The organism is Oceaniserpentilla sp. 4NH20-0058, from assembly GCF_040371755.1.
Taxonomy (GTDB): domain Bacteria; phylum Pseudomonadota; class Gammaproteobacteria; order Pseudomonadales; family Oceanobacteraceae; genus Bermanella.
The window spans coordinates 213,505-232,830 of sequence record NZ_BAABWE010000006.1; the positions used below are offsets into that span (position 1 = coordinate 213,505).

A 19,326-nucleotide genomic window follows, 5' to 3' on the forward strand; every position below is an offset into this window, starting at 1 on the left:
TTCTCATAGGCACTGTACGGCGTGGCCCGTTTCCAACTCAGAGATTATCAACAAGAAGCGGTTGCCGCGACCCTTAAGCATTTTCGTCAATCCAATGAATCAGCGGTCATTGTGTTGCCTACTGGTTCAGGTAAAAGCTTGGTGATTGCAGAATTGGCTCGTTTGGCGCGCCGTAAAATTTTGGTGCTGACCCATGTTAAAGAGCTTGTTGAACAAAACCATCAAAAGTATCAAAGCTTAGGGTTAGAGGCTGGCGTGTATTCAGCTGGGTTAAAGTTGAAGCAGACAGAGCATCAAGTTACCTTTGCCAGTATTCAATCAGCGGCGCGTAATTTAGACGATTTTAATCAAGCCTATTCGTTGATTATTATTGATGAATGCCATCGTGTGAACGTTGCAGATAAAAGCGTAAATAATGATAAGAGCCTTAGTGCACAGGGCAGCCAAGAGGTTGGAGAATCGGCCAACCAGTATCAACAGATTATCCATAGACTCAAAACCGTAAATCCTGATGTGAAATTGTTAGGTTTGACCGCGACTCCGTATCGCTTAGGATTAGGTTGGATTTACCGCAAGCATTACCGTGGTTTTGTGCGCAGTGAGCAGGCCCGCCCCTTCGAGCATTGTATTTATGAACTACCTCTGCGATATCTTATTAAACGTCAATACTTAACCGAACCTAAATTGGTCGATGCCACCATCGAACATTATGATTTTAGTAGCCTAAAAGAAAATACCGCAGGCGAGTACAACTCGACAGAGGTAAATGCTTTGTTAAATAAACACCATAGGGTAACCAAGGGCATTACCGAACAAGTGGTGGAATTAGGGGTAAACCGACAAGGCATTATGATTTTTGCGGCCACGGTGGAGCACGCAAAAGAGATCTACCGTTATTTACCAGCGGAGCATAGTGCGTTAATCATTGGCGCTACTGAAAGTGCTGAGCGGGATCGGTTAATTTCAGGATTTAAACAAAGACACATTAAATACTTAGTAAATGTATCGGTGCTCACCACGGGATTTGATGCCCCTCATGTGGATATGATCGCCATCTTAAGGCCCACGCAATCGGTGAGCCTATATCAGCAAATTATTGGTCGAGGTTTGCGTTTAAGTGACCATAAAAAAGATTGCTTAGTCATTGATTATACCGGCAACGATTTTGACTTATTCCAGCCAGAAGTAGGGGAGAAAAAGCCCAACAACCAAAGCCAGCCGGTACAGGTGATGTGCCCAAGTTGTGAGTTTCCTAATGTGTTTTGGGGCGTGTGCGACGATGACGGGTATTTGGTTGAGCATTACGGCCGCCGTTGCCAAGGCTTAGTGGATGACAATGGTCATACACACCAATGTGATTACCGCTTTGTTTTTAAAGAGTGCTCACACTGTGGCAGTGAAAACGATATTGCTGCACGTACGTGTATCCAATGTAGCGAGGTATTGGTTGATCCGGATGACATGTTAAAAAAAGCCCTGCAATTAAAGGATTCTAAAGTGATACGTTGTGCTGGAGTAAGCCTAGCGCAAGCTAAAGAAAAGGGTAAACTAGCTATTACTTATCATGACGAGCAAGGCGTGCAGCTAAGTGAATCATTTGATTTTACTAAGCCCAGCCAAGTTAACGCATTTAACGCTATTTTTGCACATCGTATTAGTGCAAATATCGCCGCACGTTTAGGTACAACTAAGTCCTACGAAGTGAGTAACCTCGAACAAGCTTTGAAGCTAGCCGAAGTGTTGCCGTGTCCTGATTTTGTCATCGCCAAAAAACAAAAATACTATTGGCGCATTAAACACCGCTTGTTTGATTATCAAGGTCACTACCGAAAAGCCAATGCACTTCGTTAGTGACGAAGGTTTTTTATTCATTAAGGTGGGCGGTGCAATTTAATAATTCAATTTCCCAAGGTGATTGTCCGTTAATTTGTGTTAGTGAGGTATTGCCGTACTTAGAAAGGGATTTTATGTGGCTAGGCTGGGTGACATGATTTTCAAAAATGGCCTTGCATACAAAGCCATGGGTCACAACGAGTAGGTTGCCTTGTGTTTGAGTAGCGGAATCTGTGATTGTTTGCCAAGCTCGGGCTATGCGTTCACAAAATACAGCCCAATTCTCGCCATTGGGTGGTTGATAATCGCTAGCGAAAGGATTGGTGTGGAGTTTGTCATAGGCTTTGCCACGTAAATCACCAAAATTTTGCTCTCTAAGTTCAGTATTGAATTCTACATTTACACCATTTAGGGCGCTTACTTGTAATGCGGTTTGTTTGGCTCGCTGGTAATCGCTGGCTAATATACGGGTGATGTTCATATCCGTTAGACGAAGTGCTAATTTATTAGCTTGCTGCAGGCCGTTTTTAGAAAGCTGGGATGTGGGAAACTGAATTATGCGCTGGGTGTTATCATCGGTTTCACCGTGACGGGCAATAAAAATGGGCATGTATGGCAGCCTCGTTAAGTTGTTTGCTGTATAAGTTATCATACGGTATTTAAACCGAGCATTAGGGTTTTAATGAAAATTGGCTTAGTGGAAGTGTATTTAATCTTGCACTGGCTATTTTTCGCACATAGCTTTAACGGCTCAATATTTAGCATCAGATTGATGATTAAACTACCAATAAGGTGATATCTCGCGCAAAAATGATAAATTCACTTACCATCTTGTAACATCCTTGTGTTTGGATGATAAAGACTGCCCTTTTATTTTATGCTTAGTTCGTTATTCTAAGCCCACATTTTATAACAGAATTTATAACTATGATTATTAAGCCTAAAGCCCGTGGATTTATTTGTACCACTACCCACCCAACTGGTTGTGAAAAGAACGTTTTAGATCAAATCAACACCACTAAAGCCCTAGGCCAAGTGAAAGACGGCCCTAAAAAGGTATTGGTTATTGGTTCTTCTAGCGGTTATGGCTTGTCTTCTCGTATTGCGGCGGCATTTGGTAGCGGTGCGGCCACTTTGGGAGTGTTCTTTGAAAAACCAGGTACAGAGAAAAAGCCAGGTACAGCAGGTTGGTACAATTCAGCATCATTTGACAAATTTGCTAAAGCCGAAGGCCTGTATTCTAAAAGCATCAATGGCGATGCCTTCAGCCATGAAGTAAAGCAAAAAGCCATCGAGATAATCAAAGAAGACCTAGGTCAGGTGGATTTAGTGGTTTACTCCCTTGCGTCTCCTGTGCGTAAACTGCCGGATTCTGGTGAGCTAATTCGTTCAGCATTGAAGCCTATTGGCGATACCTATACCGCCACAGCAGTAAACACAAACAAAGATGAAATCATCGAAGCCAGTGTTGAACCTGCCACCGAGCAAGAAATTCAAGACACCGTAACCGTAATGGGCGGCCAAGATTGGGAGCTTTGGATGGCAGCATTGTCAGAAGCTGGTGTATTGGCCGAAGGTTGTAAAACCGTGGCATACAGCTACATTGGTACTGAGATCACATGGCCGATTTACTGGCATGGTGCACTAGGTAAAGCAAAAATGGATTTAGACCGCGCAGCGGCAGGCCTTAACGATAAACTATCTCAAACAGGTGGTAGTGCAAACGTAGCGGTATTGAAGAGTGTGGTAACACAGGCCAGTTCGGCCATTCCGGTTATGCCTTTGTACATAGCTATGGTATTCAAAAAAATGCGTGAAGAAGGTGTTCACGAGGGTTGTATGGAGCAAATTAACCGTATGTTCCACGAACGCTTATACCGTGAAGACAGTGCCGCCCCAGAGCTAGACAGCGAAAACCGCTTACGTTTAGACGATTGGGAACTGCGTGAAGATATTCAACAGCACTGCCAAGATCTATGGCCACAAGTGACCACTGAAAACCTCAAAGAGCTGGCCGACTATGTAGAATATAAGCGTGAGTTCTTACAGCTTTTTGGCTTTGAAATAGATGGCATTGATTACGAAGCGGATGTGAATCCAATTGTAGAAATGGATGTGGTAGAAGTTTAAACACTTCTTATTAGCACATAAAAAACGCGCTTGGTTACGGTAGTAGCCAAGCGCTTTTTTTTGTTTGAACAAAAGTTTGTGAAGCGCCTATAAATCAGGGATATGTTGGTTTAGTTGATTTATAAAATCGGCGTTTTCATTTAAGTAGTGTTTTGATACATAGATTGAAAACTCTCGTTTTTTTTCAATTCTCTTGTTGAATCGAGTCGGGTTAATACCTTGCTCTATGCATGTATCTTCGAATACTTTTTCAGCTAAAAAACCTGCGTGGATTGATTGTTGTAATAACAGGTTGGGTATTTCATTACGACTATGCCCTTGAGTACGATAACCATGACGAACCAGCCATCGGTAGGTATTAGTATTTTTAACCGTGCCTACTATCGCACTGAGTTTAAAGTCTGATTCATGAACATTGTTTGAGGTGTTAGCGAGGGTAAACCAAGCCCAATTATTAAAGTCGATAGGCTTACTAAAGACGGCGTATTTGTCTCGTTCTGGGTTCTTTGTGGCTAAAAAGAATCCTTGTATCTCGTCTCGCTTAAGGGCTTTGATAAGCAAGGTGTAATTATCGTAGAGCCTGAGTTTGTACGTGACGGGTAATTGAGCCAGCACCGTGGTGATTTTTTCAATGGCCTCCCCCTTAATCTCACCGTTTTCACGGTATGTGTAGGGCTTGAAGTTTGGTACGCCAAACACCATGGCATCAAAGTTTTGGCCATGGGCTATGCCTGCAACAAACAGTGCGAGAACCAATATAAAAAGGGTTTGCCAAAGCTGTTTCATTAAAACCCCTTAATGCATGCATGATTTTAGTTTAGCAGTGAATTCTCGCTTTTTTGGTTATTTGGACGGTCAACTTACTATTTGATGGCGTTTAAAACCTTACTGCCAGCTAGTTGGCAGTATCCTGGGGTTTAATTAACCACTAAGGACACAGCATGATTACATTACATCAACCGGCTCCTATGCTAGGACTGGCCAATGTAAGCCCATATTCCATGAAGTTAGAGGCATTAATGGGCTGGCAAGAGATACCTTTTAACATTCAAGAAGACGCAGAGTTAGATTTAGCCGCAGGCTGGTATTTCAATTCAATAGCCTCTACCGATTTGACTAATGATGGAGGCACCCGCTAATGACTTACCTTACTAACCGCGCAAAAAAAAGCCTTGATGAATACTCATCAAGGCTGTGATCTTGCTGCAAAGTAGCCTAAAAAGCTTAGGCTAGCTCTAATAAGTCTTCTTTTTTAAAGGCTTTCAATTCTTCGGCGCGGTCAGTGGCTACTTTGTTAACCCAATCAGGGTTGGCAATTAGCGCGCGACCAATTGCCACTAAGTCAAACTCGTTGTTATCCATACGATTAAGCAGTTGCTCAAGACTCGCTGTTTCCGCTTCGCGGAACGTAGCTTCACCTGGTTTTGGCATAAAGTCAGCGTTGAGGCCAACACTGCCTACCGTAATGGCTGGCTTACCGGTAATCTTTTGCACCCAACCAGCTAAGTTCAAGTCGCTGCCTTCAAATTCAGGCTCCCAGAAACGACGCTGTGAGCAATGGAAAATATCTACGCCTGCTTCGCTTAATGGAGTAAGAAATGCCTCTAGCTCTTCAGGTGTGTGAACCAAACGAGCAGTGTAATCTTGCTGTTTCCATTGGCTCCAACGGAAAATAATCGGAAAATCAGGGCCAACTGCTTCACGACATGCTTTGATGATATCAATCGCAAAACGGCTACGGTTTTCAGCAGAACCACCGTATTCATCTTCACGCTGGTTAGTACCTTCCCAGAAAAATTGGTCGATCAAATAACCATGAGCACCGTGCAGCTCAATGGCATCAAACCCAACTGCTTTGGCGTCAGCGGCCCCTTGGGCGAATGCTTGGATGACATCTTGAATATCTTGCGCGCTCATTTCATAGCGGTTCTTTTTGCCTGCTACAAACATACCGGATGGTGTGAAACCCGGTACATCACCTTCAGGCATAACACCTGCTTTACGGGCGCCGCCTACGTGCCAAAGCTGAGGCGCAATTTTACCGCCAGCAGCGTGTACAGCGTCTACGACCTTTTTCCAGCCAGCTAAACGCGCTTCGCCATGAATGTAAGGCACATCAGGGTAGCCAGAAGCTGCAATGTGGTTGACACATGTACCTTCTGTGATGATCAAGCCTACACCGCCTTCTGCACGGCGACGGTAATAATCAACCGAGTTTTGGCCTGCCACATTATCCGGCGAAAAGTTACGGGTCATAGGGGCCATAACTGTGCGGTTTTTTAGCTCAAGATTTGCCGATGAGAATGGTTTAAATAGAGGGTTAGCACTCATAAAAAGCTCCAGTGACTATTTTGTTAGTGATTGACCTGCACAAATTTAACGGATTTCCCCAGTAAATGCTGTTACCTAAGATAACAACCCGAGTGGATATTGAATTGTGCGCAATAAGAATGATGGCCATCATAGAGTATTCAAGGCAATGGCAATAGAGATATTTCTTGTAAGGATTGTTCCATCAAAGGATAAATAAGCAGTATAAATGCTTGATTAATTGATTCTATTCTTAGGTCCCAGCTTATTGGTTGAAATATAGGCTGAAACACCTCATGAGCGTTAATTCTTGTACCGCTTAAGGTATGACAAATAGATCTAAATTAATTCTTGCGTTAAATCATTCATGTGTTTAAATACTGGTTATAGATACAGTAATTTAAATTCTCTGCTTTGCAGACCTAAATCGGATAAAGATAACAAGGTGAAGAAAAACATGGATCAGAATCGCCAAAAAGCACTAGACGCCGCCCTTAGCCAAATTGAACGTCAATTCGGTAAGGGTGCCATCATGAAAATGGGTGAGCAGCCTCGTGAAGCTATCCCTGCTGTATCCACAGGTTCTTTATCTTTAGATATTGCATTGGGCATAGGTGGTTTACCTTACGGTCGAATCATTGAAATTTATGGCCCTGAATCTTCGGGTAAAACCACCATGTGTTTATCGACCATGGCCGAAGCGCAAAAACAAGGTAAAACAGTGGCGATTGTTGATGCAGAACATGCCTTAGACCCACTCTATGCTGAAAAGCTAGGCGTTAACCTAGATAGTTTATTAGTGTCTCAGCCAGATACCGGCGAGCAAGCCCTTGAAATTGTAGACAGCTTAGTACGTTCTGGTGCGGTAGATGTGGTGGTGGTTGACTCAGTTGCAGCCTTAACCCCAAGAGCAGAAATAGAAGGGGACATGGGGGATCATCATGTTGGCCTACAAGCGCGTTTAATGTCGCAAGCTTTGCGTAAGCTCACTGCTAATGTCAAAAATGCTAATTGTATGGTGATTTTCATTAACCAAATTCGTATGAAGATTGGTGTTATGTTTGGTAGCCCTGAAACCACAACCGGTGGTAATGCTCTTAAATTTTACTCATCCGTACGCTTGGATATTCGCCGTACTGGGTCGGTAAAAAGTGGCGATGAAGTAACGGGTAATGAAACTCGCGTGAAAGTTGTTAAAAACAAAGTAGCACCGCCATTCAAGCAGGCCGATTTCCAAATCATGTATAACCAAGGGATTAACCGAGGTGCTGAAATCATCGATTTAGGCGTTAAGCTAGGTTTGGTGGATAAAGCAGGGGCTTGGTATGCTTACAAAGGGGATAAAATCGGTCAAGGTAAAGCCAATGCATGTAACTACCTGCTAGAAAACCCTGAAGTTCAACAAGAACTTGAAGCGCTTATCCGGGCAGAGCTATTAGTGGTAGCGGACACTAAAAAAGCACCTGAAAAAGGCGATAAAGAAGTAGAAGCTGAGACAGAAGAAGTTTAAACGTTAAAATACCTCATCAAAAAGGTCAGCTCTGCTGGCCTTTTTTGTGAGGTCAACTTTGTGAATATATTCAGATGGCTAGCATATGTTTAATCAGCCTTATAAAAAACAGATAAAACTGCTTGATGAAAAAGGGCTGCGCCATAAGGCCATTGAGCTTTTGGCTCGTCGTGAATACAGTTATGGAGAGTTAGAGGCCAAGCTATTACCCGTAAGTCAGTCTGAAGATTTGCTCTATAAAGTTTTAGATTGGCTTGTTGAAATGGGTTTGCAAAGTGATGAGCGATTTACTGAAATGTTTATTCGTAGTAAATATCTTGGCGGCTATGGACAAGTTCGGATTTCCTTAGAGCTAAAACAAAAGCACATACGTTCAGAGTTAATTGAATGGCATTTTGAAGATTTAGCAAGTGAACTTGATTGGCAAAGTGAAGTGCTTAATCTCATTGAGAAGAAAACAAAAAGCTTGGATTTATCTGAATTAAAAGACAAAAACAAACTAATGGGTTTTCTTCAAAGACGGGGTTTTACCTTAAATCAAATATACACGGCACTGGACACATTCACACAAAACCAACATGAATAAAAAAGGGCGTATAGAAAATACGCCCTGATTAATTAATGAAGTTTTAAGCGTGGTCGAATGACTTTATTAATGCGCCCTGAAATACTCATCAAAATGGTCTTGAAATATCCGTGTAAAGCTACCTGATGTAAGCGATAAAGCGACACATACACAATGCGTGCAATCTTGCCTTCTATCATCATGCTGCCACTGCTTAAATTCCCCATTAAACTGCCCACTGTGCTGTAACGACTTAGATTTACTAACGAACCTTTGTCTTTATATACATAGGCTTTTGGTTCTCGCGCTTCGCTAATGCGAACCAAGTTTTTATAAACATGGTATGCTTGCTGGTGAGCAGCTTGTGCCCGTGGAGGCACTGGTGTTCCGTTATCTTGTAACATAAACGAGCAGTCACCAATGGCAAAAATGCACTCATCCAGTGTGGTTTGTAAGCTAGGTTTGACCACCAATTGATTCACGCGGTTTGTTTCAAGGCCACCTAAATTACTCATCCATTGCGGCGCTTTCACACCAGCCGCCCATATTTTTAATTCAGCATCAATAATTAAACCATCTTTGGTGACAAAGCCTTGCTCTGTAACTTCTTGAATGAAAGTATTGTTACGGATTTTAATGTTCAGTTTTTCAAGTTCTCTGTGGGCGGCTAAAGAAATTCTTGGAGGTAAAGCCGGTAAAATGCGCTCACCGGCTTCAATAATAGTGACTTGTAGCTGATCTTTGGATAAACGGTCTAAACCATAAGCTGACAATTCACTGGCTGTATTATGCAGCTCTGCCGCTAATTCAACACCGGTTGCACCCGCGCCAACAATGGCGATATTAAGTTTGTAGTTGCCTTTCTGGGCTGCAGTGTTATTCGCTTTAAGGTAGGTGTTTAAAAGCTTTTGGTGGAATTTATCTGCCTGAGAGCGACTATCTAAAAACGAACAATGTTGTTTAGCGCCCTTGGTGCCAAAATCATTGGTTTGACTGCCGATGGCTAATATTAACGTGTCATACTGCAAGCGGCGTTCTGGCAGAATCAACTCACCGTTTTCATCCGAAATCGGTTCTAGAATGATCTCTTTTTGATCGCGATCAAGATTATTCATACGACCAATATGAAATTTAAAATGGTGATTGTACGCTTGTGCGCGATAGCTTAGCTCATCAATGCCGCTGTCTAATGATCCTGTGGCAACTTCATGTAAAAGCGGTTTCCATAAATGGGTGTTGTTTGCATCAACAAGGTGAATATTAGCTTGATTGCGCTTTCCAAAGGTATCACCAAGTTTGGTTGCCAGCTCTAGTCCACCAGCACCGCCGCCTACAATAACGATGTTTTTCATTGAGAATGTCCAAAATAAATAGTTTTAGAATAGACCCAAGTAACTAGGCGTATTCTAGAAATATCTCTAATGATTAAGACTTAGGTGTTTTTGGACGTGACATTATAAACAAAGCATAACATTACACAAATGTGACAAACAGAAGGGAGGCTTTATTTGAAGAATTGGTAAACGATGCAAGCGGCAAAAAAGGCAATCAACCCATTGATCCAAGGGTCATTATTAGCTTTGTATTCAGGGGCCTTTGCTTGTGAAATGACCATAGTGTCTAAGTGGTGAAGATCACTATTTGAGATGTAGCAGCGGCAATAACGAAGGTCAGAAAAATTTATTTTTACTAATACTTTATCTTCGAGTGTTTGCTCTATTTCATAACCCAAAATTTGATCAGGGCCAATACGGAACTCGTCGTGGCGGTTAAACGCCTGAATAAGTGTAAATATAATGACGTTATCAACTTCTTTAAAACGCCATCGGCCATTGCCTAAGTGCCCTGAAATTACTTCAACCAAGGGAAAACTCCAATAATCTGTAAACTACAGACAATGCTCACCGATAAAGCCGAATACTTCAATGAGACTTGTGTAACAGCGCTTAACGTTTTGAAACGGACGTGAATGGCAAGCCAAGGGTCATTGGCAAACGGGCCAACCGCATAAACAACCATTAAAGTTAACCCAGAAAAAATCAATAATACACACGCAAGTGCCGTCATGTTACATATCCGTAGGAATGGCTAATTGAACCTTACCACCAATGATTTTGTCTTCCTCATCGGTGAATAACTCACCCTTTACAGAGGCTCCTGATGTTTTATTGGGTATGAATAAATTTGGTAATAAGTCGTTTGGGGTTGTGTTTGGTGTATCACTTGCGATTTTAATGTCTGAATCTGGTTCGGGCAGATAGCGTAAATCAATAGGTTGACCGGGCAGTAATGACTCGATGGCTTCATCGATTTTCTGAATTTCATCTAAGGTGTCTTGATCTGTAGACGGGCTTGGCTTTAAAGATGAAAAGAAATGAATACTGTCTTTGAATAAAACAGCAGTTTGCTTCGCCCATTCGTCTATCTGTTGCCCTGATTCATCATGGGTAGATAGACCTGCAGCAATTGTAATAAGAACAACAAGGACAAGGAGGGATAGCTTTTTCACATTAACCCATAAGGTGTACACAAAATGTGCCACCATTATGGGTGCTGTAACACGCTGTTTCAATAGCTAATGGGTTAGCAATTGTAAGATCCTGTATTAATTGAAGGCAGGGCCGGGCTTGATACCTGTGGCTTTTAATATTTTAGCCAGTGGGCAAAACCCAGTGAACGCTGCTTGCAGCATATTAAAGCCAACAAAACCAGTGAGCCAAAGCCAGTTAACGGAGTGAACTTGGCTTAAACCAACACTGATTAGGATAAACAAGCCAGCAATAGCAAACACAAAACGATCGATAGACATGGTATTCTCCTGTTAATTCACGTGTATCTAATTTAGGTTATTCTAATATAGAAAGCAAGCATACTTGTATCTCATGGGTAAAACACATTAACCCAATTACATAGCTAATCACGCAAACTCTCGTCTGGCGCTGGCTTTGTCGGTATACTAACGCCCTTTAATTTGACAACTATGCGCCTATCTACCTAAAACAAGGCGCCCTTGATGGACGAAGTATGAAAACCGCAGAAATTAGACAAGCATTTCTAGACTACTTTGCAAGCAAGCAACATGAAGTGGTCGCCAGTAGCTCTCTGATTCCAGGTAATGACCCAACCTTAATGTTCACCAATGCTGGTATGAACCAATTTAAGGATGTGTTTTTAGGCCAAGATGATCGTTCATATACCCGCGCTACCAGCTCCCAGCGTTGTGTTCGTGCGGGTGGTAAGCACAATGACTTAGAAAACGTAGGTTATACCGCCCGTCATCACACCTTTTTTGAAATGTTAGGTAACTTCAGCTTTGGTGATTACTTCAAGCAAGATGCCATCAAATATGCATGGGAATTCTTAACCAGCAAAGAATGGCTAAACCTGCCAGAAGAAAAACTGTTAGTGACCGTCTACGCCGACGACGATGAAGCCTATGACATCTGGCACAAAGAAATGGGTCTAGCGGCTGATAAAATAATCCGTATTGGTGATAACAAAGGCGAAAAGTACGCATCAGATAACTTCTGGCAAATGGGAGACACTGGTCCATGTGGCCCGTGTACTGAAATCTTCTTTGATCACGGCGAGCACATCTGGGGTGGTAAACCGGGCACACCAGAAGAAGATGGAGACCGTTTCATTGAAATTTGGAACAACGTATTTATGCAATACAACCGTCATGCTGACGGCACTATGGAGCCATTGCCTAAGCCTTCTGTGGATACTGGTATGGGCCTTGAGCGTATCTCTGCCATCATGCAAGGGGTTCACGCCAACTACGAAATCGACTTATTCCAAAGCTTAATTCAAGCGGCTGCTGACGTGACAGGTACCAAAGATATAGACAGTAAGTCTTTATTGGTAATTGCTGACCACATTCGATCTTGTAGCTTTTTAATCAGCGACGGTGTTATGCCATCAAACGAAGGCCGTGGTTATGTTCTGCGCCGTATTATTCGTCGTGCATTACGTCATGGTCATATTTTAGGTGCTACCGATTTATTCTTTTATAAGCTAGTAGGACCGTTAGTGAAGGAAATGGGCGAAGCCTATCCAGAACTGGTTAAAAACCAGCCCCATGTGGAAAAAATCCTAAAACTAGAAGAAGAGCAGTTTGCTAAAACACTAGATAACGGCATGAAGTTACTAGAAACCGCTATTTCTGAATTAAAAGGCGATATCATTGCCGGTGAAACCGTCTTTAAGCTTTACGATACCTATGGCTTCCCTGTGGACTTAACCGCAGACATCGCCCGCGAGAAAAATTTAAAAGTGGACGAAGCGGGTTTTGCAACCTGCATGGAAGAACAAAAATCCAAAGCCCGTGCCGCCTCTAATTTCAAAGTAGACTACACCGACACCCTAAACCTAGATGGCACCACAGACTTTACAGGTTACGAGAGTCTATTAAACCAAGGTAAGGTGATAGCACTATTTAGAGATGGCAATGCAGTTGATGCATTAACCGCAGGGGAAGCAGGCATGGTGGTGCTAGACAGCACGCCATTCTATGGCGAATCCGGTGGTCAAGTGGGCGACACTGGGGTTCTAACAAATGGTGCAAGCGAGTTTATCGTTAGCAATACCACCAAAGAGCAAAAAAATCATTTGCATCACGGTGAAGTAAAAGCAGGCACACTAAAAGTGGGTGATACCTTAAGTGCCAATGTCGATGCACATAAACGCCAGCAAACTGCATTGCATCACTCTGCTACACATCTATTGCATGCAGCGTTACGTAATACGCTAGGTGACCATGTGCAGCAAAAAGGCTCGTTATGTACTCCGGATCGCCTACGATTCGACTTTGCTCATTTTGAAGCAATGACCGCGGATGAACTTAAAACCGTTGAAACCATAGTGAACCAACAAATTCGTATTAATACACCAGTTAGCACCAAATTAATGGACATTGAAGCGGCCAAAGCAGAAGGGGCCATGGCCTTATTTGGCGAAAAGTACGACGACGAAGTACGTGTACTGTCAATGGGCAGTGAGCAGTTCTCGGTTGAACTCTGTGGTGGTACGCACGCCAATCGCACAGGGGATATTGGCTTTTTGAAAATCATCAGTGAATCTGGCACAGCAGCAGGCGTGCGTCGTGTTGAGGCGGTAGTAGGTGAAGCCGCTTATGATTACATTTCGCAAATGGAAAACACCATTAACGCCATCGCCGCGCAAGTGAAATCAAATCGCGACAGCGTATTAGAAAAAGTAGAAGCTGCCGTCGCTAAAAGCCGTCAACTTGAAAAAGACGTACAGCAGCTTAAAACCAAACTAGCCTCAGGTGCGGGAACAGATCTAGCCGCCGGCGCTAAAGAGATTAACGGTATTAAAGTACTGGCTGCACAATTAGACGGAGCCGATGTACCCGCCATGCGTGGCGCTATGGATCAGCTTAAAAACAAACTGGGCAGTGCAGTGATTTTACTAGCCAGCAGTGAAGGGGAAAAAGTGACCCTAATTGCAGGTGTAACAAAAGACTTAACTAGTAAAGTTAAAGCGGGGGATATTGTGAAAGAAATGGCCCCATACGTGGATGGCCGTGGTGGCGGCAAACCCGACCTTGCGCAGGCAGGTGGTAAAAAACCAGAAGGCATTAAAGACGCACTGGCTGCGTTTGATAAGTGGGCTGAAGCGAACCTGTAAAGGTTTAGGCGTGTGGTGCGGCAAACCACACTCTAACTTGCGCCCAAGCGGGTGGTAAAAAACCAGAAGGCATTAAAGACGCGCTTGAAGCGTTTGCTACATGGAGCGAAGCGAATCTATAGCCCAACGATTTATGGATAAAGCAAACAGGTTGAGGTGGTAAACCGCTTTCAGCCTTATCCTTAATCGGGTGGTTAATTCACTTTTAGTGTCATGAGGCTCTGTATTTTAATAAATGACCTATAGTGATAGTTCCAAAACGGCGTTAATTAGTGTCTAATTAGCGCCCAATTTTTGTACCCTTTTTTTGAAGACCTTGAAACCATGGCATTGTACGTACACAAGTATGGCGGCACCTCGGTTGGAAGCGTAGAGCGCATCCAAGGTGTAGCTGAAAAAATTAAAAAATTTAAAGACCAAGGTCACGACGTTGTTGTAGCCGTGAGCGCCATGAGCGGTGAAACCAACCGCTTAATTGGTTTGGCAAATGCTATTAGTGATCAGCCGACTCCACGTGAAATGGATGTACTGGTTAGTACTGGTGAGCAAGTGACCATTGCATTATTAAGCATGGCCTTAAACAAGGCTGGCGTACCGGCACGTTCTTATACGGGTTCACAAGTTAAAATTTTAACTGATAGCGCCCACATGAAAGCGCGTATCCAAGACATCGACACACAAAAAATTCGCAGTGATTTAGATGAAGGCCGCGTTGTTATAGTGGCAGGTTTCCAAGGTGTTGACGATGACGGTAATATTACAACTCTTGGTCGCGGTGGTTCGGATACCACAGGTGTTGCACTAGCGGCAGCACTAAAAGCAGACGAGTGCCATATCTACACCGACGTAGACGGCGTATACACAACCGACCCTAGAGTAGTTGAAAAAGCTCGTCGCATGGACAAAATTACTTTTGAAGAAATGCTTGAAATGGCCAGCCTTGGGTCCAAGGTATTACAAATTCGCTCAGTAGAATTTGCTGGTAAATATAAAGTGCCTCTGCGTGTATTACACAGTACCCAAGAAGGTAACGGCACCCTTATTACAATAGAGGATGATGAATCAGTGGAACAGCCAGTAATTTCCGGAATTGCATTTAACCGTGACGAAGCGAAACTAACCGTTTTAGGTGTGCCAGATATTCCTGGTGTGGCTTCAAAGATTTTAGGTCCAGTGGGCGCGGCAAATATCGAAGTGGACATGATTGTTCAAAACGTAGCTGCGGATAAAACCACTGACTTTACTTTTACCGTACACCGTAACGACTACACAAAAGCGGAAGCCGTTTTAAATGAAGTAGCGAAAAGTTTAGGTGCACGTGAAGTCACAGGTGCTAACGATATTGCAAAAGTATCATTAGTGGGTGTGGGAATGCGCAGCCATGCGGGTGTTGCTAGCAAGATGTTTGATGTATTAGCGCAAGAGAACATCAATATTCAAATTATTTCCACCTCTGAAATCAAAATTTCTGTGGTCATCGACGAGAAGTATCTAGAGCTGGCTGTTCGTGCTTTGCACACAGCATTTGATTTAGACAACGATGCTCAGTAAATAAAGAAGAACGTCAAGGATTAGACATCTTCTAGTAAAATTGCGTTGGGATACCATCGCACCCTAGGTAAAGGACCAGTAAGCCACTATTTTCCTGTCTTCCATAACTAAATATTATGGAAAGGAAGAATATGAAGCTTTTAATTTTCCAAAGCTGGTCAATAATAAATCTTATGGATGCCCGTTTTTGCATAAATCGGGGATTGAAGTGGTTTTCTTTAGTTGTGCAAACCACATGTTCAGGAGAATAAAATGCTCATTTTAACGCGTCGTGTTGGTGAAACTCTAATGGTTGGTGACGAAGTCACTGTTACTGTATTAGGTGTTAAAGGTAACCAAGTTCGAATTGGTGTAAACGCGCCCAAAGAGGTTGCTGTACACCGTGAAGAAATTTACCAACGCATTCAAAAAGAAAAAGATCAGCCAGACGAAGAGTGATTTAACGCTAATGTGTTAATTTCATTGAAATTTTTCCTTTTATTTTCAAAATAAAGTGGTAACATACGCCGCGTGTTGGAGAGATGGCCGAGTGGCTGAAGGCGCACCCCTGCTAAGGGTGTATAGGAGAAATCTTATCGAGGGTTCGAATCCCTCTCTCTCCGCCACTACTAATTCTTTTTATTAAAACTTCCTTAGTTAAATAAAAAGTGGCGATGGTTGACTAATCATTTGGTTTAACTATAATTCGCCGCCCTAACGATGCGCTCATAGCTCAGCTGGATAGAGTACCTGGCTACGAACCAGGCGGTCGGAGGTTCGAATCCTCCTGAGCGCACCATTTTTTAAACAGACTACTGATACTGCTTAAAAACAATAGGGAAAGATTTTTCATTAGATCTTAAATTATCAGTCTTGCGCTCATAGCTCAGCTGGATAGAGTACCTGGCTACGAACCAGGCGGTCGGAGGTTCGAATCCTCCTGAGCGCACCAGATTACGAAAAGCTCACATGAAAATGTGGGCTTTTTTTTCGTCACAAAATTTGTGATTCAAGCATTAATGCGCTTAGGAAGGACGAGAACCTCCGATAGGTTCGACCCGAGCGAAGCGAGTGCACGGAGGGAGCCTGCGAGTGACGGCCCGAAGGGCGAATAATCCTCCTGAGCGCACCAGATTCAAGAAAAACCTGCATTAAAATGCAGGTTTTTTTTTGCCTCGAGTTTGTGGCTTTAAAGAAAGATGCGCTCAGGCGGGTGAGATCCTCCGTAGGTTCGATTGCCGAAGGCAAGACCGACGAAGTCGCCCGCAGGGGGCGCGAAGCGCAGTCAATCCTCCTGTCCGTTGTTTCAGGTTTCAATAGTGGTGATGCGCACCAGATTCAAGAAAAACCTGCATTTTAATGCAGGTTTTTTTTTGCCTCGAGTTTGTGGCTTTAAAGAAAGATGCGCTCAGGCGGGTGAGATCCTCCGTAGGTTCGACCCGAGCGAAGCGAGTGCACGGAGGGAGCCTGCGAGTGACGGCCCGAAGGGCGAATAATCCTCCTGAGTATGTCTCTGATATTTCATGCTTGTGTTGCGTGTCTATCTTAATTTGCTTAATTTTCCGCATGTGCGCTATTTCTGAATTGTGAATTAATTAAGGTGTTGCTAGGTTCATTACCTTTGCCAGCACGGTTCTTTTTCTCGGGGGAGCTTCGCTCGAAACCTACGCTTTCCCCGTAACCCCGCTTCGCGCCTAACTATCCACGGCAGGTACCTCATATAGTGAATTAGAATTTGGTTGTTGCCGTGTATAAATGGTGCATTTTGTTATCGTTACGGGCTTGGTTTGTGGTTGGTCCTAAAACGGTGCTGCTTGCACCACCTTACCCGCACAAGGGTAATCCTTATTTGTAGGTCGGACTTCAGTCCGACAATCGCATGTGCGCTATTTCTGAACTGTGCATTAATTAAGGTGTTGCTAGATTCATCGCCTTTGCCAGCACGGTTTCTTTTTCTCGGGGGAGCTTCGCTCGAAACCTACGCTTTCCCCGTAACCCCGCTTCGCGCCTAACTATCCACGGCAGGTATCTCATATAGTGAATTAGAATTTGGTTGTTGCCGTGTATAAATGGCGCATTTTGTTATCGTTTCAGGCGTGATTTACTGTAGGCTCTCAATAGACTTTGTCATTTTCTTATAATTGTTGGTGCTATGGATGTAGATTGTAGATAATGAGTTTTTAGTACCTTGCAAGGTAGTGAAGCTTGCAAGGTCTTATGATTAAAATGTTATTCGGCTTAAATGAGAAGAATCAAAATGATAAGAATTATATGTTTATTCTTGTTTTCTTTTTCCGCTTTCTCTTCAGAATTAAAGCAATGGCCTGCCCCAGACTGTAGTAATGAGCCTCAGACTAAGGTTTCGCGCTATTCGCAATCGCCAAATGGCAAGGTTGCCCCCTCAAACTTGACCATAATGGGCCTTAACATTCCTACAAATAGCATGGTTGATATCGCAGCTCCATTTCCAAAACCATTAATATCTAATGATCGTCCGGGCTGTGCATCTTGTTCTGACTACGCATGCTTCCTGTCAGAAGATAAATCTACTGCTCTCATATTTTATAAATACACGGCATGGGATATGAATGCGTTTGAAATATTAAAAGTTAAAGAAAACAACCTCCCTAAGCATTGCGTCAAAACAAGCATAAATCCAAATAAGATCATTACAGAATCTGGTATTAAAATTGGCTCTACAAAGGAGTTCGTATCTAAATCCTTAGGAGTTAATGACGCAGAAGGAGAGATTATGTTCCAGTACCAGAATAAGCTAAATCAGGAACAAATAGCTGCCCAACTGCAATGGTCCATGAGCACTCGTCCTCCAAAATGTGAACATTTCTATAGTGATGCAGCAACAGTCGTGACTGCTGAATATGATGAAAATGGACTTATAAGGTTCAAAATCAGCTTCATGGAAATGCTTTAATTTAAAAACCGAATAACAAAGCCAGCCAATTCGCCAGCAAGCTGGCTGGACTCGTAAACTCGCCTTTGCTGGCAGGCGTTATATTTTTCAATAGTGTTCACAATATGGATGTTTATAAATAATGAAATTACCAATCACAATAATTTTAGTTCTGTTTACTCAGATGGCTGTTGCAGGACAATATTCTGGCTGCACAGACCCACAATATATTTCTTACGTTGAAAAGAGACATGCATTTTACGAAAAGCTAGATAAAGAAAGATATCAAAAAGCCCTAGAAGGTATGAATGAAAATGAGATTTCCTCATATCAAAATGTAGTACTCAGCGCTCGTTTTGATACAAGAGAAATTGCGCTAAATAACATCGTTGCTTATGAGAAAAATCAAGCTACCATTTTACAAAAATTGAAAAACTCATTTGTAGGCACTAGTGACTCTATTCACAATATTAATATTGCTAAAGGATGGTTGGCACTACACTCAGGAAACGAAGATGAAGCTATCAGTTATTTGCTTGCCTCAACAGAAGTTAAAGGGTCACCTGTTTTAGGTAGTTTTGGACCAGATAAAACATTAATTAGAGAATTGTATAAACGTGGGAAAAAAGAAGCTGTTTTAAAATATTTAGAATTGTCGGAGTCATTTTGGAATACTGAGAGTGCACAAAATTTTATTATGGTTTGGCGTAGAATGATAAAACATAATTGTCCTATCCAGTTTCAGTTTTATGACACAACTTCAATTAAAGAGCTTGGTTTATAAACAGAATATAACCCGTAAGTCGGAAAAGCGAAGCGCCTTCCGACAGTTGATGTTTCCGTATTGTAAATTTCCCACACGTCGGAAGGCGCTTCACTTTTCCG

General features: G+C 42.7%; 18 protein-coding genes, 3 tRNA genes and 1 other RNA gene. 14 read left to right on the forward strand and 8 right to left on the reverse strand.

Annotation, left to right across the window (positions count from 1 at the left end; all coding sequences use genetic code 11):
• The first annotated feature begins 21 nt into the window (after positions 1-21).
• Positions 22-1,851: a DNA repair helicase RadD gene (gene radD, locus ABWV45_RS10015; protein ID WP_353351215.1), complete on the forward strand. Its 1,830-nt coding sequence runs from the start codon at positions 22-24 to the stop codon at positions 1,849-1,851.
• A 13-nt stretch (positions 1,852-1,864) separates the two neighbouring features.
• Here radD and ABWV45_RS10020 read toward each other — a convergent pair whose 3' ends face one another.
• Positions 1,865-2,443, reverse strand: a complete 579-nt coding sequence (locus ABWV45_RS10020) for a histidine phosphatase family protein (protein WP_353351217.1) — start codon at positions 2,441-2,443, stop codon at positions 1,865-1,867.
• Between the two features lie 317 nt (positions 2,444-2,760).
• Here ABWV45_RS10020 and fabV point away from each other — a divergent pair, with 317 nt between their 5' ends.
• A complete protein-coding gene (gene fabV / locus ABWV45_RS10025; RefSeq protein ID WP_353351219.1) occupies positions 2,761-3,963 on the forward strand; it encodes an enoyl-ACP reductase FabV in 1,203 nt (400 codons plus the stop codon).
• Between the two features lie 87 nt (positions 3,964-4,050).
• Here the strand turns inward: fabV and ABWV45_RS10030 are convergent, their stop codons facing one another.
• Positions 4,051-4,749, reverse strand: coding sequence for a transporter substrate-binding domain-containing protein (locus ABWV45_RS10030; RefSeq protein WP_353351221.1), 699 nt, complete (start codon positions 4,747-4,749; stop codon positions 4,051-4,053).
• 155 nt (positions 4,750-4,904) lie between these two features.
• Between ABWV45_RS10030 and ABWV45_RS10035 the strand changes: the two genes are divergently transcribed.
• A complete protein-coding gene (locus ABWV45_RS10035) occupies positions 4,905-5,102 on the forward strand; it encodes a thioredoxin domain-containing protein (RefSeq protein ID WP_353351223.1) in 198 nt (65 codons plus the stop codon).
• A gap of 85 nt (positions 5,103-5,187) precedes the next feature.
• On the opposite strand, the gene ABWV45_RS10040 is transcribed toward ABWV45_RS10035, so the two are convergent.
• The gene (locus tag ABWV45_RS10040; protein WP_353351225.1) at positions 5,188-6,294 is read right to left on the reverse strand and encodes an NADH:flavin oxidoreductase; all 1,107 of its coding nucleotides are present in this window, start codon (positions 6,292-6,294) and stop codon (positions 5,188-5,190) included.
• Positions 6,295-6,730: 436 nt separating this feature from the next.
• On the opposite strand from ABWV45_RS10040, the gene recA reads away from it, so the two are divergent.
• Entirely contained in the window at positions 6,731-7,783 is a 1,053-nt protein-coding gene (recA, locus tag ABWV45_RS10045) for a recombinase RecA (RefSeq protein ID WP_353351227.1), read from the forward strand.
• An 85-nt stretch (positions 7,784-7,868) separates the two neighbouring features.
• Positions 7,869-8,369, forward strand: coding sequence for a regulatory protein RecX (locus ABWV45_RS10050; RefSeq protein WP_353351229.1), 501 nt, complete (start codon positions 7,869-7,871; stop codon positions 8,367-8,369).
• Positions 8,370-8,401: 32 nt separating this feature from the next.
• On the opposite strand, the gene ABWV45_RS10055 is transcribed toward ABWV45_RS10050, so the two are convergent.
• The 5 genes from ABWV45_RS10055 to ABWV45_RS10075 form a co-directional block, all read right to left on the reverse strand.
• A complete protein-coding gene (locus tag ABWV45_RS10055; RefSeq protein ID WP_353351231.1) occupies positions 8,402-9,700 on the reverse strand; it encodes an NAD(P)/FAD-dependent oxidoreductase in 1,299 nt (432 codons plus the stop codon).
• A 152-nt stretch (positions 9,701-9,852) separates the two neighbouring features.
• On the reverse strand, positions 9,853-10,212 hold the full coding sequence (locus ABWV45_RS10060) for a hypothetical protein (RefSeq protein ID WP_353351233.1): 360 nt from the start codon (positions 10,210-10,212) through the stop codon (positions 9,853-9,855).
• The gene (locus ABWV45_RS10065; protein ID WP_353351235.1) at positions 10,200-10,415 is read right to left on the reverse strand and encodes a hypothetical protein; all 216 of its coding nucleotides are present in this window, start codon (positions 10,413-10,415) and stop codon (positions 10,200-10,202) included. The genes ABWV45_RS10060 and ABWV45_RS10065 overlap by 13 nt, the downstream gene beginning before the upstream one ends.
• A gap of 1 nt (position 10,416) precedes the next feature.
• A complete protein-coding gene (locus tag ABWV45_RS10070; protein ID WP_353351237.1) occupies positions 10,417-10,857 on the reverse strand; it encodes a hypothetical protein in 441 nt (146 codons plus the stop codon).
• A gap of 96 nt (positions 10,858-10,953) precedes the next feature.
• A complete protein-coding gene (locus ABWV45_RS10075) occupies positions 10,954-11,157 on the reverse strand; it encodes a YgaP family membrane protein (protein WP_353351239.1) in 204 nt (67 codons plus the stop codon).
• A gap of 215 nt (positions 11,158-11,372) precedes the next feature.
• Between ABWV45_RS10075 and alaS the strand changes: the two genes are divergently transcribed.
• The 9 genes from alaS (at position 11,373) to ABWV45_RS10120 (ending at position 19,225) form a co-directional block, all read left to right on the forward strand.
• Positions 11,373-14,000, forward strand: coding sequence for an alanine--tRNA ligase (gene alaS / locus ABWV45_RS10080; protein WP_353351241.1), 2,628 nt, complete (start codon positions 11,373-11,375; stop codon positions 13,998-14,000).
• A gap of 324 nt (positions 14,001-14,324) precedes the next feature.
• On the forward strand, positions 14,325-15,551 hold the full coding sequence (locus ABWV45_RS10085; RefSeq protein ID WP_353351243.1) for an aspartate kinase: 1,227 nt from the start codon (positions 14,325-14,327) through the stop codon (positions 15,549-15,551).
• Between the two features lie 252 nt (positions 15,552-15,803).
• Entirely contained in the window at positions 15,804-15,989 is a 186-nt protein-coding gene (gene csrA / locus ABWV45_RS10090; RefSeq protein ID WP_353351245.1) for a carbon storage regulator CsrA, read from the forward strand.
• A 77-nt stretch (positions 15,990-16,066) separates the two neighbouring features.
• A tRNA-Ser gene (locus tag ABWV45_RS10095) sits at positions 16,067-16,156 on the forward strand.
• Between the two features lie 96 nt (positions 16,157-16,252).
• Positions 16,253-16,329: transfer RNA gene (locus ABWV45_RS10100), tRNA-Arg, on the forward strand.
• Between the two features lie 76 nt (positions 16,330-16,405).
• Positions 16,406-16,482 (forward strand) — tRNA-Arg (locus ABWV45_RS10105).
• 60 nt (positions 16,483-16,542) lie between these two features.
• Positions 16,543-16,662: non-coding RNA, RtT sRNA (locus ABWV45_RS10110), on the forward strand.
• A gap of 1,125 nt (positions 16,663-17,787) precedes the next feature.
• The gene (locus tag ABWV45_RS10115; RefSeq protein WP_353351247.1) at positions 17,788-18,462 is read left to right on the forward strand and encodes a hypothetical protein; all 675 of its coding nucleotides are present in this window, start codon (positions 17,788-17,790) and stop codon (positions 18,460-18,462) included.
• 121 nt (positions 18,463-18,583) lie between these two features.
• Positions 18,584-19,225: a hypothetical protein gene (locus tag ABWV45_RS10120; protein ID WP_353351249.1), complete on the forward strand. Its 642-nt coding sequence runs from the start codon at positions 18,584-18,586 to the stop codon at positions 19,223-19,225.
• Positions 19,226-19,326 lie beyond the last annotated feature (101 nt).